This is a genomic window from Actinacidiphila polyblastidii (assembly GCF_036353415.1).
Classification (GTDB): Bacteria; Actinomycetota; Actinomycetes; order Streptomycetales; family Streptomycetaceae; genus Actinacidiphila; species Actinacidiphila polyblastidii.
Genome location: NZ_JAZEWV010000028.1, coordinates 1 through 14,438 on the forward strand (window position 1 = coordinate 1; position 14,438 = coordinate 14,438).

The window sequence follows — 14,438 nt, forward strand, 5'->3', positions numbered from 1 at the left end:
GGAGCGGCGGGGCGTACCCCCCACCCGCGCGGACCGGTCGGAGGCCCACCGGCCCCCGACCCCCGCAACCGACCTCCCCCGCGCCCCCCTTCACGTCCTGAAGCCAACGCGCACTCTTGACGCCGCCCGCGCCCCCTGGCTTCATGTGAGGCGGTCCGGAGAAATGGGAGCGCTCCCAAGCGTCCGCGTGGAACCGGCCATCCCCCCACGTACGGAAGGAACTTCCCGTGAAACGCCTTCTCGTCCGCTCCCACCCCCCACTAGGCCACCGGCCGCTCCGCCACCGCCTGCGCACGGCCGCCGCGGCGGCCACCGCCGCAGCGGCCCTGCTGCTGCCGGTGACGCTGGCGCAACCCGCCCACGCGGCCACCACCACCTGTGAGCCCCAAGGCACCATCGCCGCCGGCGACTACACCATCCAGGCCAACGAGTGGAACTCCACCACACAGCAGTGCATCAGCTACAACGGCGGCACCGGCTGGTCGATCGACACCGCGAACTTCAACCTGACGACCAGCGGCGCGCCCGCCACGTACCCGTCGATCTTCAAGGGCTGTCACTGGGGCGACTGCACCCCCAACAGCGGGCTGCCGATCCAGATCAGCAAGCTGGGCAGCGCGACCTCGTCGTGGAACACGACCCAGGTCGGTTCCGGCGCGTACGACGTCGCGTACGACCTCTGGATCAACTCGACGCCGACCACCACCGGCCAGCCGGACGGCACCGAGATCATGATCTGGCTCAACAGCCGCGGCGGAGTGCAGCCGTTCGGCGGGAAGACCGGGACCTCCTCTGCCGCGGGGCACAGTTGGGACGTGTGGACCGGCAACCAGACCTCGTGGAAGATCGTCTCGTACGTGCTGCAGGGCGGCGGCACCTCCTTCTCCGGGCTCGACGTGAAAGCGCTGATCGACGACGCGGTGAGCCGCGGTTCGGTCAACGCGGCGCACTATCTGATCGACGCGGAGGCCGGGTTCGAGGTGTGGCAGGGCGGTCAGGGGCTGGCCACCAACAGCTTCTCCTTCGCCGCCTCGACCGGCGGCGGGAACCCGGGGGGTGACACGCAGGCGCCGAGCGCGCCGGGCGGCGTGACCGTCGCCGGGACCACCGCGTCGACCGCCTCGCTCTCCTGGTCGCCGTCCTCCGACAACGTCGGCGTCACCGGCTACGACGTATACAGGGGAACCCAGTTGGCGGGTTCGGTGACCGGGACGTCCTTCACCGACAGCGGGCTCGCCGCGTCCACCGCGTACACGTACACCGTCAAGGCGCGCGACGCGGCGGGCAACGTGTCGGCCGCCTCCGCGCCGGTGACCGCGACCACCGCGGCGGGCGGCGGCACCAACCCGCCGCCCGCGGGCGGCTGCACGGCGACGTACAAGGTCAGCAACGACTGGGGCAGCGGCTTCACCGCCGACGTGACGGTGACCAGCGGGAGTTCGGCGATCCACGGCTGGAAGGTCGGCTGGACGTACGGCGGCAGCCAGCGGATCACCAACGCGTGGAACGCCACCGTCACGCAGAGCGGCGCGTCGGTGTCGGCGGTCAACGCGGCTTACAACGGCGCGCTCGGCGCCTCGGCGAGTACGAGCTTCGGCTTCCAGGGCACGGGCTCCGGGGCGGTGCCGGCACTGACCTGCACGGCGAGCTGACGATCCGGCGCATACGGTGACGCCCGGCCCGGAAAACGCACTTGGTGCGGCGCCGGGCCGGGCGTCATGCTGGGATCATGGGACGCTCCTTCGACGAACTGGTGGCCGAGGCCGACTCCGTGTCGGTCGACGGCTGGGACTTCTCCTGGCTGGACGGCCGGGCAACCGAGCAGCGCCCTTCCTGGGGCTACCAGCGCCTGCTGGGGGAGCGGCTGGCGGAGGTGGGCGCCGCGCTGGACATCCAGACCGGCGGCGGCGAGGTGCTCGCCGGGGTGCCGGCGCTGCCGCCGCTGATGGCCGCCACCGAGTCCTGGCCGCCCAACCTGGCCAAGGCCGCCGCGCTGCTGCACCCGCGCGGCGCGGTCGTCGTCGCGGACTCGGACGAGCCGCCGCTGCCGTTCGCCGACGCGGCCTTCGACCTGGTCGTCAGCCGGCATCCGGTGACCGTGTGGTGGCAGGAGATCGCCCGGGTGCTGCGGCCCGGCGGTGTGTACTTCTCCCAGCACGTCGGCCCGGCCAGCGCGGTCGAGTTGGTCGAGTTCTTCCTCGGTCCGCAGCCGGAGGAGGGGTGGAACGGCCGCCATCCCGACCGGGCCCGCGCGGGCGCCGCGGACGCCGGTCTCGACGTGGTGGACCTGCGTCCCGAGTCGCTGCGGATGGAGTTCCACGACATCGGCGCGGTGGTCTACTTCCTGCGCAAGGTGATCTGGATGGTGCCGGGCTTCACCGTCGGCGGCTACCGCGACAGGCTGCGGGACATGCACGAGCGCATCGTGTCCGAGGGGCCGTTCGTGACGTACTCCACCCGCTACCTGATCGAGGCGCGCAAGCCGGCGGACGCGGACCGCGGGTAGCGGCGGTCAGCCGCGCCGAGGGGTGTAGCAGGCGAGGAACATCTCCACGCCGCCGGTGACCAGCCGGTCCGCGAAGTCGTCGTCGACCTCGGTGCCGTAGGCGCTGAACACCAGGTGCGGGAAGACGAGCAGCGAGTAGAGCTGCATGATCGCCACGTCGGGGTCGGGGATGTCCAGCCGGCCGGTCGCGGTCAGCCGGGCGAGCGCCGCGCCCGCCGCCGGGTGGTGCACCGCGGGGCCGCCGCCGTGCCGCCACGCCTCGTGGAGTTCGGGGAAGCGGTGCGCCTCGCGTGCCACCAGGGTGCGGACGGCCAGCATGTCCCGGTCGGCGCGGACCTCGGCGACCCAGGAGCGGGCGGCGGCGGTGAGGGCGGTCCGCAGGTCGTCGCTCTCGCCGAGCGCGTCCACGGCGCTGACCAGGGTGTCGCCGAGGGGAGCGTCGAGCGAGTCCTTGACGACCTCCACGAAGAGCGCCTGCTTGCTGCCGAAGTGGTTGTAGACGGTCACCTTCGACACGCCTGCCTGAGCGGCGATGAGGTCCACGCTCGCGTCGAACCCGTCACGCAGGAAGAGGGTGCGCGCGGCCGCCAGGATGTCCTGGCGCTTGCGTGCGGCGCGCGGACCGCTGGGCGTGTGCCGTCCGTCGCCGGCCTGGGGCATCCCTGAGGCCCCAGCTGCCCCGGCCGATCCGGCCGCATGCGTGCGCTCGCTCATGGAGGCAGTCTAGCGAGCCAACTGAACTGAACCGTTGAGTTCATCTGTACTGTGCCGTACAGTTCAGATAGGGCCCCTTTCGCACCACTCCACCGTCCGCCTCCGCACCCCTGGACGTGTCATGACCGAATCCGTGCTCGGACCCGACCGCGCGCCGCACCACCACCAGCCGGAGCACGCGCCGGACAGGCGCCGCTGGGCGGCCCTCGCGCTGCTCTGCCTCGCGCAGTTCATGCTGATCCTCGACGTCACCGTGGTGAACGTGGCGCTGCCCGACATCGCCGCCGACCTCCGCCTCGACCGCACCTCCCTGACCTGGGTCGTCACCTCCTACACGCTGTGCTTCGGCGGCCTGATGCTCCTCGGCGGGCGGCTCGCGGACGTGCTCGGCGCCCGCCGCACCTTCCTGGCCGGGCTCTGCGTCTTCACCGCCGCCTCGCTGACCGCGGGCCTCGCCGGGAACGCCGCCACCCTGCTCGCAGCGCGCACCGCGCAGGGCGTCGGCGCCGCGCTGCTCTCGCCCGCCGCGCTCTCCCTGGTCACCACCGCATTCCAGGGCCGGGAGCGCGACCGCGCCCTCGGCGTGTGGGCCGGCATCGGAGGCGCGGGCTCGGCCGCGGGGGTGCTGCTCGGCGGCGCGCTGACCAGCGGGCCCGGCTGGAACTGGATCTTCTACGTCAACGTGCCGGTCGGCCTCGCCGTCCTGGCCCTCACCCCCTCCTTCGTGCCCGCCCGCGCGCCGCGTCCTGACCGGGTCGACGTGCCCGGCGCGCTCCTGGTCACCGGCGGCGTCGGCGCGTTGATCTACGGGCTGGTGAAGGCGGGGGACAGCGACTGGAGTTCGGCCGCCGTGCTGCTGCCGCTGGCGCTGGCCGCCGTACTGGCCGGAGCCTTCGCGGTCGTCGAACGGGCGTCCCGGCGCCCGCTGATGGACGTGCGGATGCTCACCAGGCGGCCGGTGGTGGCCGGGGCGCTCCTCATGCTCGTCGCCACCACGCTGCTGATCGCCGGGTTCTTCCTCGGTTCGGTCTACCTCCAGCAGGTCCGCGGCTACAGCGCGCTGCGCACCGGTGCCGCCTTCCTCCCGGTGGCGGTCGCCACCGCGCTGGGCGCCCACCTGGCCGCCCGGCTGCTCGCGGCGGTGGGCGCCAGGGCGGTGGCCGCCGGCGACATGGCGGTCGCGGCAGCGGGCCTGGCGCTGCCGGCCAGGCTCGGTGGCACGACCGGGGTGTGGACGGTCCTGGTGCCCGGCCTGGCGTTCGCCGCGATGGGCGTCGGCGCGGTCTTCGTGACGGCCATCACCACGGCGCTGGCGCTGGTGCGGCCGGAGGAGTCCGGCCTGGCCTCGGGGGTGGTCAACACCTTCCACGAGGTGGGCGGCTCGATCGGGGTGGCGGTGGTCTCCACCGTCGCGGCGAGCGGTATCACCCGCGGGCTGCCGGTCGGCTTCGCGCACGCCTTCGCGGTGTGCGCGGCGGCCGCGGCCGTCACCGCTCTCGCCGCTCCCGCCGTCGTGCCGGCCGGCAGGCCCCGCCTGGCGGGCGGCATGCGCGCCCACTGAGGCGCCGAAGGAGCCCGCCCGCAACGGCCAAGGGCCGCCGCCCGAGGTTCGGGCGGCGGCCCAGGTGACCGGAGGGATCAACCGGTCACGGGTAGGAGGTCACGATGGAGGGAACGGTGGACGTCCCCGACGTGCCCGGCCCGGTGTTGTTGATGACGTGGGCGTATTGGCCCATGCCGCCGAGCGACACCACGAGCAGGTCGTGGAACTTCACGCCCGCGGTGGTCGGAGCCTCGAAGCCGTGGTCCTGGATGATCGTCGGGTCGGCGGTGTAGTTGCAGTAGCTGCCGAGCCCCCAGCCCTCGTGCGAGGTCACGTTGTCGTCGACCTTGTAGGCCGCGAAGCCCCGGGTGCTGCCGTTCTGGACGGCCGCCTGGTTCGGGGCGTCGTACGCCTTCTCGTTCTGGAAGAAGATCGTCCGGCCGTTCTGGCCCGACCACTCCACGTCGTACTTCTTGAAGTGCTCCACGAACAGGCCGGTGGCCAGCACGTTGTTGCCGTTCACCTTCAGACCGATGTCGCCCGGGTTGACCGTCCAGCCGGTCGCCGCCGCGCCGTGGTCGGCCCGCCAGATCCAGGTGTGGTCGATGATCACGTCGTTGCTGTTGATCTCGAAGGCGGTCTGCGCCGCCACCGGGGCCGCGGCGCCGCCGACCCGGGCGAACACGTCCTGGACGGTGGTCGGGTTCGACGCGTGGCTCGCGTTCGAGCCCGGCGTGCCGACCTGGAGCAGCTGCGGGGAGTTGCCCGATCCGGCGTCGATGAGGAAGCCGGCCAGCCGCACGCCGTCGACGTCCGCGACCTTCACCGCGTCCACCCCGTTGTCCGGGATGATCGTGGCGTAACCGAGGCCGAGCACCACGGTGTTGGCCCGGGTGACGTTGATCGGCTGGTCCACGTGGTAGATGCCGGGCGTGAAGAGCAGGTTGAGGCCCTGCGCCAGCGCCGCGTTGATGGTCGCCGCGGACACGCCGGGCTTGGCCACGTAGAACTGGGTCAGCGGGACCGAGGTGCCCGGGGTGTTGGGCCACGACACGCCGCTGGCGTTGGTGCGCAGGCTCGGCACGAACACCTGGTAGTTGCCGCTGCCGTCCACGTACATGTACGGCTTCTCGCGCGACTCCGGCGTGGTCGCCAGGGTCGTGTACTTGGTGTCGGCCGAGAAGTTCTGCGCCGGGGCGCCCTGCACGCCCGAGAACACCATGTTCCAGACGCTGTTGGTCCAGCCGCCGATCGTGCTGTCACGGGTGTACCACTGCTGCTGCGAGTACGGGCCCACCGTGCCGTCGACCTTGCTGTCGGCGATGTAGCCGCCGGACGCCCAGCCGTAGCCGTTGGGGGCCAGGTTGAGGCCGCCCTCGACGTGGATGCGGCGGAACGGCGCGGCCTGCGCGACGGCCCAGCGGTCGGTGCCGCTGACCGGCTTGATGGCCATGTTCTCCACCGAACGCCAGAAGTTCTGCGTGGCGTTGCCGTTGAACCAGCCGGCGTCCACGGTCATGTCGCCGTTGATCTGCACGTCGTCCGGGTTCTTGCCGAGCCCGGAGACCGAGGTGTAGAAGCCGATCTGGTCGTTGATGTTGTTGTACGTGCCCGGCTTGAAGAACACCTGGTAGCGGGCGTCGCCGAACTGGTTCTTCTCCTGCTGGGCGAAGAGCGTGTCCAGCTGGCCCTGGATGTTGGGCGTGGAGGGGTCGAAGACCTTGACGTTCGGGCCGAGGTCGCCGCCGCCCTGGATCGGGCCGGTGCCGCCGCCACCCGTGGTGCCGCCGTCACCGCCGCCGGTGGTGCCCGCGGTGCCGTAGACCTGGAACTCCCAGAGGGAGTAGCCGTATCCGGTGGCGCGCGCGGTGCCGTACACCCGCACGTAGCGGCCGGAGCCGGTCACGGCGAGGGTCTGGGTGCCGCCGGTGCCGGTCGTGGTGGAGTAGACGTCGGTCCAGTTGGTGCCGTCGTTCGACGTCTGGATCTTGAACGCCTTGCCGTACGCGGCCTCCCAGTTCAGCACGACCGAGCTGATGGTCGCGGTGGCGCCGAGGTCGACCTGGAGCCACTGCGGGTCGGCGGCGGCGCTGGACCAGCGGGTGGCGGTGTTGCCGTCGACCGCCGCGGAGGCGGGGGTGCCGCCGTTCTCGGTGGAGGACGCGGTCGCGGTCTTGCCCTGCGAGAGGAGCGTCGCGGTCGGAGGCGTGGTGGTGCCGCCGCCGGTGCTGCCGTAGACCTGGAACTCCCAGAGCGAGTAGCCGTACTGGGTCGCGCGCACCGTCCCGTACAGCCGGACATAGCGCCCGGAAGCGTTTACGGAAAGCGTCTGGGTGCCGCCGGTACCCGTCGTGGTGGAGTAGGCGTCGGTCCAGTTGGTGCCGTCCGCCGACGTCTGGATCTTGAACGCCTTGGCGTAGGCGGTCTCCCAGTTGAGGGTGACGGAGCTGATCGTCGCGGTGGCGCCGAGGTCGACCTGCAGCCACTGCGGGTCGGCGGCGGCGCTGGACCAGCGGGTGCCGGTGTTGCCGTCGACCGCCGCGGAGGCGGGGGTGCCGCCGTTCTCGGTGGAGGACGCGGTCGCGGTCTTGCCCTGCGAGAGCAGGGTGTCGGCCGCGTGCGCCGAGCGCATCGGCACGAACAGCAGCAGTGAGGCGATCAGCGCCGTGAGAACCGCCGCGACGGTCGAGTGCCGGCGCCACATGGGCGTCGGTCTCGGCACCGTCGTGCCGGTGGGGGGAGCGAGCATGAGCAACTCTCCTGGTTCCACAGGTGGGGGCAGGGTTGAGGAACCGTCCGGCCCTGACGCGGACGGACGGCGAGATGCCGTGGACATCACGAACTCTCGGGTGAGCGCGCTCCATTGACCATAAGAGAGCGCTCTCCCGACACACCGCGATGTTTCTCCCTGTGTTTCATCCATGTCAAGAGTTGTGCACAAGACGGGTTGCGAAGGAGGGGTGCGCGGGGCGGTGCGGACTCCTGCCGCGATCTGCCTTCAACTCCTGAACTCTGCCGTCCTCTTGACAAGCCGCCGACGTTCAACCCCCACATGGGACGAGGGGCCGTCCCGGCGCGACGCCGGGACGGCCCCTCGGTACTGCTTGCCTACGGTGCGTCAGATCGCCGCGGTGGGCGTCGAACGGCGGTGGCGGCGGGCGTAGTACAGGGCGCCGCCACCCACCAGGAGCACACCGGCGGTGATGCCCAGCGGGAGCACCGGGGACGAGCCGCCGGTCTCGGCCAGCTGCGCGGTGGTGTTGCCGTCGGCGCCGGGCTGGTTGGCGGCGGGCGCCGAGCCGGAGCCGCTGTTGTCACCCGAGCCGGGCTTGCCCGGCGGGGGAGTGTGGGTGCTGATGTTCTTCACCGACTGCACGGAACCGTCGGAGTTCAGCAGCACCTGCTTGTCGTTCGGGTGCCGGAAGTCGAAGGCGCCGGCCAGGCTGTTGGCCCGCTGGTCGAACGACGCGTCGCCGACCCGGGCGGTCTTCCAGTTGTCCTCGATGAACCTGGTGACGGACGCCTGCTCGGTGCGGGTGTGGTCGACCGAGTTCACCTTGCTGTACGGGGAGATGACCAGCAGCGGCTGCCGGGTGCCGGGGCCGCAGCGGTCGGCGTAGCCGCCCGCGGACTTGGGGCCCGCCTGGCAGGCCGGGCTGTCGACGGACTTGCCGTTGGAGCCCAGCGTGGTGTCCTTGGAGCCGTTCTGCGGCGAGGCGAAGGCGTGGTCGTACCAGCCGTCGGAGTCGTCGTAGGAGATCACCACCGCGGTGTCCTTCCACTGCGGCGACTTCTGGAGCTGGTTGATCTCCTTGATCAGGAAGTTCTGCTCGTCGACCGGGTCGGAGTAGCCCGCGTGGCCGTCCTGGAACTCGGCTGCCTTCAGGAAGCTGACCGCGGGCAGGCTGTCGGCCTTGACGGCCGAGTCGAAGTCCGCCAGGTCGTAGTTGTGGTTCGCCTGGCCGTTGTGGCCGATCTCGGCGGTATTCTTCGGCGGCAGGTGGTGCGGGTTCGCCGTGGACTTGTAGTACTCGAACGGCGAGTGGTGCGGGCTGTAGTCGACCGAGGCCGCGCCGCCGATGTTGGTGTGCGTGGTCGCCGCGCAGCTCGCGTAGTCGCCCTGCTTGCCGTCCCACGCGGTGGCGGGACGGAAGCCGCCCTGGAACCAGCCCCAGCTCACGCCCTTGGAGTTGAGCAGGTCGCCGACGTTCTTGCCCTGCATGACGGCGAGCGCGTTGGTGCTGGTGTGGCTGTTGTCCGAGCAGTCGTCGAACGCCGGGTCGGGGTCGTTGATGACCGTGCCGACGCCCTTGGCGTCCGGCGAGACCACGGTGTACGCGTCCGGCGTGGCGGTCTGCGTCGGGTTCTCGGTGCCGCTCTTGGGGTCGACCGAGATGACGCCGTGCGTCTGGCCCGAGATCAGGTTCAGCGCGCCCGGCGTGGAGGGGCCGTAGGTGCTGCTCCAGGAGTTGTCGCCGAGCGAGTAGTGCTGGGCGTAGTTCCACAGGCCGGTGACGGTGTTGCCGTCGTAGTAGTCCATGACCAGGCCGGGCACGCCGTACAGGCCGCCGGAGCACTTGCTGGTCTCGGTGTTCTGGACGTACGCGTCGGCCTTGCCGCCGTCGCCGGCGTACTGCTCGGCGCCGTAGTTGTGGTTCTGGTCGCAGGTCAGGGCCTGCGACGGGCTCAGCCGCTGCGGGGCGTACTGGTTGGGGTTCTTCGTGAGCAGGCCGGCGTTGCCGAGGGTGTCGATCTTCTTCGGCGTCTGCCTGCTCGGCGTGAACTTGGTGCCGTCGGTGTTCGCGGCCACCGGGTAGGTGCCGAAGTAGTGGTCGAACGAGATGTTCTCGTCGAAGATGACGACCAGGTGCTTGATCGGAGTGGTCGTGCTCTCGCCGCCGCCGTGGTGGGCGGGGGAGTCGGCGTCGGCGGCCGGTGCGGTGCCGCCCAGCAGTACGAGCGCCGCGGCTCCGGCGCACGCCCCCCAGCGTGCGGCGCGCCTGCGCGCGGCCGCTCCTCTGCCTCTACCCGTACCGCTTGTGGTGCTCATGCTTTCTCAGCCTCCGCTAAGTGGCGCTTCACCCGCGCCGCAGTGGATTTCGTGCACAGTGTCGAACGCGATCGTCGAGGCGGTCCGCGACATGACAAAGGCCCCTTGGTGGCCTGAGGGTGAACAAGGAGTCAGTAAAACCTTGGGAGTTTTTGACTCTCTCTTGACCATCGCTGCCGGATCACGCGAGCAGGGCGCGCCCCAGCCAGTCGGTACGGTCGCGGACACCGGGCAGCGCGAAGAAGTACCCGCCGCCGAACGGGCTGACGTAGTCAACCAGCGGCTCTCCCGCGAGCCGCTTCTGCACCGCCTCGAACTGCCGCCGCAGATCCTGCTGGTAGCAGACGAAGATCAGCCCCATGTCGAGGTTGCCGTTGGCGTCCATGCCGCGGTCGTAGTTGTAACCGCGGCGCAGCAGACGGGAGTCGTCCGTCCGCGCGGTGCGCGGGTTGGCCATCCGGATGTGGCTGTCCAGCGGGATCACGTCGCCCGCCGGGTCCTGGGCGAACCGCGGCGTGTCGAACTCCCGCGCCCCGTCCAGCGGCGCGCCGGTGTCCTTGGCGCGCCCGAGCATCCGCTCCTGCTCGGTGACCGTGACCCGGTCCCAGAACTCCACCAGCATCCGGATCAGCCGCACCACCTGGTACGACCCGCCGGCCGCCCAGGCCGGCTCGGCGCCGCCCGCGGGCACCCACAGCAGCCGGTCGGCGACCGCGGGGGCGCCGATGTCCGGATTTGCCGTGCCGTCCTTGAAGCCCAGATGGTTGCGCGGGGTCCCGCTTGGCCGCGGCGGGCTGGTGAAGCCGTCCATCCGCCAGCGCACCTGCATCCCGCCGCGGGTGTGCCGGGCGACGTCCCGCAGCGCGTGCAGCACGGTGTCGGCGTGCGGCGCGCTCAACTGCAGGCTCAGGTCACCGTGGCACCACGCGGCGTCCAGGTCGTCGTCGGGGAAGGCGGGCATCTCCCGCAGCCTCAGCGGCCTGCGGTCGGCGAGCCCGAACCGGTCGTCGAAGAGCGACGCGCCGACGCCCACGGTGGCGGTCAGGCCGTCGCCCGGCACCTTCGGGCCGAGCGTGCCGCTGTCGGACGGCGAGTCGGTGATGCCGAGGGCGGCCGGCGTGCCGCCCGCGGTCAGGAAGCGGGTCCGCTCGGTGACGGTGTGCAGCAACTCGGTCAGCTCGCGCCGGTCCGCCGCCGTCACGTCGAACGACAGGAAGGCTGTGGACCGCTGCACCTCCCGGGTGATGCCGGCCTGGTGCGCGCCGTGGAACGCGGCGTCCTGCGCCGCGGCGCCGGAGCCCGCGGTGGAGGGGGCCGGGGACGCGGCGGAGGCGGTGGCTCCGGCCAGGGCGCCGGCGCCACCCGCGACCGCGCCGACCGCGCCGACGCCGAGCGCCGCACCGCGCAGGAAGCCGCGCCTGCGCAGGTCCCCGGTGTGCGGGCAGCCGGACCCGGCCGGCCCGTGCGAGTCGGTCGTCATGCCGTCCTCCGTACGTCGAAGATCGCCGCCACCGGGGCGAGTCGTTCCAGCAGGTCGCCGAAGTCCGCGTCGACCTGCTCGCGCTGGCGGACCGTCAGCTCCGCCGTCGGCGTCCAGGTCCCGCCGTGGTCCAGGGCCTTCAGGTGCGCCTGGGCGCGGTCGAGCGCGGCGTCGAGCCCGGCCAGCCCCGGATCGCGCGGCACCAGCAGCGGGCGCAACAGCGTGAGGATCTGCCGGCTGCCCTCGATGTTGGCGTCCGCGGTGGCCAGGTTGGTGCCGCTGCCGTAGTCGGTGCGGCCGGTCAGCTCGAACTGCTCCGCGTTCTCGACGATCTCGTGCGCCCGCAGCCCCATGTCCGCCGGGTCCATCCGCTGTTGCGGCCAGGAAGACGCCAACGCCTCGACCGCACGGTCGAGTTGCGCCGCGGGCGCTCGCAGCGAGGCGGCGGAGGCGCTGTGCCACAACCCGTACTCGATCCGGTGGAAGCCGGTGAAGGACGGGTCGTGCACGCCGCTCCCGATGCGCGCCGCGGTGCCGTTGATCGCCCCGTCGGCGTCGCCGAAGGTGCCGTACGCGGCGCCCATCCGCTCGTACACCAGGTGGGCGGTGAGCCAGTCGCGGCGCGCGGCGGCCAGATCGCCGCCGTCCAGGTCGGCCCTCAACGCGGCGGTGCCGCGCCCGAGGTCGCCGATCCTGTCGCCGATCCACTTCTGGTACGCGAGCGTCGGGGGGATCAGGTCGTGCTCGGTGACCGGCAGCGCGGACGGGCCCTGCGGCTGCCGGCCCGGCACCGTGACGGTCGGCCCGGTGACCGCGTCGGTGTCCTCGGCCAGGCACTTGAAGGCGTAGGTGCCGCTGCCGAGGTCCACCAGCATCGGCCGTGTGGCACCCGGCGCCAGGCCCTCCACCTCGGCGTAGAACCGCCCGGTCCTCGGGTCGCTGAGATAGACCTCGGTCGCGTTCATCCCGGTGTTGTGCAGGTCGAAGACCTGGGTGCCGGTGCGCGGGGCGGTCCAGCCCCTGCCGCAGGAGCCGGTGGAGACGTCCACCGCGGTGTGCGGCAGGCCGTCGGCCGCGGCGGGCGCTGCCTTCGCGCCGCCGTCGCGGGTGCCCGCCCCGCCGTCGGCGCCGCCCGCGGCCACGACGACTCCGGTCACCGCGGCCGCCACCACGACCACGGCGGCCGCGGCCTGCCAGGTGCGCCGGTGGCGGCGCGGCGGAGCGCCGGCTATGCCCCCGGGCCGGGGGCCGGGACCGGGCGCGGGCCGCGCGTCGCGCACTTCGCCGGCGGGCGCCGGGTCGGGGTCCGCGCCGGGCTCGGCACCGGGCGATGCGGTCGACGCCGCCACAGACTCGGCGGCGGACTCGGCGTCCGGCACGCTGCCGGCCTCGGCTCCGGTCTCGGCGTCGGCGTCGGTCTCGGTGTCGGGTTCGGTGTCGGGTTCGGCGGACACACCGGACCTCCGGATTTCCGTGCGGTGGATCGTGGGTGCGGCTCATGCTAAGCACCCGGCACGACGCCCACGCACCCGCGCAAAGGCCGACGGCCCACAATTCCCCCGCAGTTCACCCACCCGACACCGCAAGGGTGCCCTCACCGGGTTCCGCGGCGCGAAACCGGCGCGGATTCGGCTCGGGCGCCGGCCCGCGCCCGGCCCGCCCGACCCGCGCCCGGCCCGCGCGAGGCTCGGCGGCGACGCCCCGTGACGCCGCCGCCGCGCGTCGCTCAGCTGCAGCTGAGCAGTCCCGCGTCGTGCTTCGCGGTGAGGACCTTCTTGACGCTGTCGGTGACGTCCGCGCGCAGCGCGGAGTCGTGCGGCAGCCGGCTGAGCACCGCGCCGGTCATGGGGACGATGTCCGACGGCTTCACGGTGAGCAGCACGTTGCCGCCCGCCCGGATGAAGTCGAGCGCGCGCTGCGCCGGGGTGTGGTCGGCGACCGCCACCGCCTGCCCGAGGTCGTCGGAGATCACCGCGCCCTTGAAGCCGAGCGACCCGCGCAGCATGTCGCGGATCACGATCGAGGAGAACGCCGCCTGGCGGGCCGGGTCGATCCGGGTGTAGATCGCCGAGGAGACCATCATGAAGGGCGTGCCCGCCTTCACCGCGGACCTGAACGGCTGCAGGTAGGCGTCGTCGCGGGTGGTGACGGTGTCCTTGACGTTCGCCGCGAGGTCGGTGTTGCCCCGCACCCGGCCGAGGCCGGGGAAGTGCTTGGCGGTGGGGACCACGCCGGCCTTCAGCATCCCCTGGAGGAACGCCGTGCTGTGCGAGGCGACCGTCGCGGGATCGTTTCCGTACTCGCGGTCGAGCTGCCCGATCGGCGCGTTGACGGACACCAGGTCGGACGGCACGGTGTCGGCGACCGGCGCGAGGTTCATGTTCACCCCGGCCGCGCGCAGTTGCCTCCCCCAGGTCGTGGCGCTGGACCGGAGCGTGCCGGTGGACCACTGCCCCTGCGTCACGGCGGCCGGCATCGCGCTGAAGCCGGGGCCGTTGAGCACCTGGACCTTGCCGCCCTCCTGGTCGGTGGAGATCAGCAGGCCGACCTTGGCGCCGTGCACCGAGGGGGCGAGGGCGCGGACCTTGTCGGTCACCGCCTTGACCGCGGCGGCGCCGGCCGAGGTGTGGCCCATCAGGATGACGGAGCCGACCCGGCCGCGGGTGATCGCCGTCGACTCCGCGCTGGTCAGGCCGGTGGACGAGACGGCGGACATGAACAGCTCGCCGACCCGCTGGGCGTCCGACATCGCGCTCGCCGTCCGGTCCACGCAGCTCGCCGGGGCCTTCGTGGTGGGCTTGACGGGCGGCGGCGCGACCGTCGCCTTGCGGGTGGCGGTCACCGACGCGCCGGCCGAGCCGCTGCCCGACGGGCTCGCGCTGCCGCTCGCCGTCGGCGAGGTGCCCGACGCGGCGGGGGAGGAGGCGGTCGAGGCGGTTCCGTCCCCGTTGCCGCAGGCGGAGACCGTGATCAGCAGGCCGAGCCCGAGGCCGGTGGCCAGGGCCTGGCCGCCACGGGTGCGGACGGAACGCGGTCGCGGGGCGGGAGCGGTCGGCTGGGGTCGCACGGTGGAACCTCGCACCTCATCGTCGGTGGGCCGGGAGCGGGAACAGGGGGGTGGCGTTCCCTCCTCTTCCTGCCCGTT

Annotated in this window: 9 protein-coding genes; 3 read left to right on the forward strand and 6 right to left on the reverse strand. The window is 72.4% G+C overall.

The genetic code is table 11. From position 1 onward, the window contains the following. Positions 1-227 precede the first annotated feature (227 nt). Positions 228-1,652, forward strand: a complete 1,425-nt coding sequence (locus tag V2S66_RS25675) for a GH12 family glycosyl hydrolase domain-containing protein (RefSeq protein WP_330798886.1) — start codon at positions 228-230, stop codon at positions 1,650-1,652. Positions 1,653-1,729: 77 nt separating this feature from the next. Then, positions 1,730-2,506, forward strand: coding sequence for a class I SAM-dependent methyltransferase (locus V2S66_RS25680; protein ID WP_330798888.1), 777 nt, complete (start codon positions 1,730-1,732; stop codon positions 2,504-2,506). Positions 2,507-2,512: 6 nt separating this feature from the next. Here the strand turns inward: V2S66_RS25680 and V2S66_RS25685 are convergent, their stop codons facing one another. Further along, positions 2,513-3,220 (reverse strand): TetR/AcrR family transcriptional regulator, encoded by a 708-nt coding sequence (locus V2S66_RS25685; RefSeq protein ID WP_330798890.1) that lies wholly within the window; start codon positions 3,218-3,220, stop codon positions 2,513-2,515. A gap of 121 nt (positions 3,221-3,341) precedes the next feature. Between V2S66_RS25685 and V2S66_RS25690 the strand changes: the two genes are divergently transcribed. Continuing rightward, complete coding sequence (locus V2S66_RS25690; RefSeq protein WP_330798892.1) at positions 3,342-4,781, forward strand: DHA2 family efflux MFS transporter permease subunit; 1,440 nt, start codon at positions 3,342-3,344, stop codon at positions 4,779-4,781. Positions 4,782-4,866: 85 nt separating this feature from the next. On the opposite strand, the gene V2S66_RS25695 is transcribed toward V2S66_RS25690, so the two are convergent. From V2S66_RS25695 to V2S66_RS25715, 5 genes are all read right to left on the reverse strand, one after another. Then, positions 4,867-7,467, reverse strand: coding sequence for a discoidin domain-containing protein (locus V2S66_RS25695; RefSeq protein WP_413966484.1), 2,601 nt, complete (start codon positions 7,465-7,467; stop codon positions 4,867-4,869). A 414-nt stretch (positions 7,468-7,881) separates the two neighbouring features. Next, positions 7,882-9,813 (reverse strand): alkaline phosphatase family protein, encoded by a 1,932-nt coding sequence (locus tag V2S66_RS25700; protein WP_330798894.1) that lies wholly within the window; start codon positions 9,811-9,813, stop codon positions 7,882-7,884. Positions 9,814-9,994: 181 nt separating this feature from the next. Beyond that, the gene (efeB, locus tag V2S66_RS25705; protein ID WP_330798896.1) at positions 9,995-11,293 is read right to left on the reverse strand and encodes an iron uptake transporter deferrochelatase/peroxidase subunit; all 1,299 of its coding nucleotides are present in this window, start codon (positions 11,291-11,293) and stop codon (positions 9,995-9,997) included. Next, entirely contained in the window at positions 11,290-12,573 is a 1,284-nt protein-coding gene (locus V2S66_RS25710; protein ID WP_413966485.1) for an EfeM/EfeO family lipoprotein, read from the reverse strand. The genes efeB and V2S66_RS25710 overlap by 4 nt, the downstream gene beginning before the upstream one ends. A gap of 446 nt (positions 12,574-13,019) precedes the next feature. Beyond that, positions 13,020-14,360, reverse strand: a complete 1,341-nt coding sequence (locus V2S66_RS25715) for a glycoside hydrolase family 3 N-terminal domain-containing protein (RefSeq protein ID WP_330798898.1) — start codon at positions 14,358-14,360, stop codon at positions 13,020-13,022. Between the last annotated feature and the right edge of the window lie 78 nt (positions 14,361-14,438).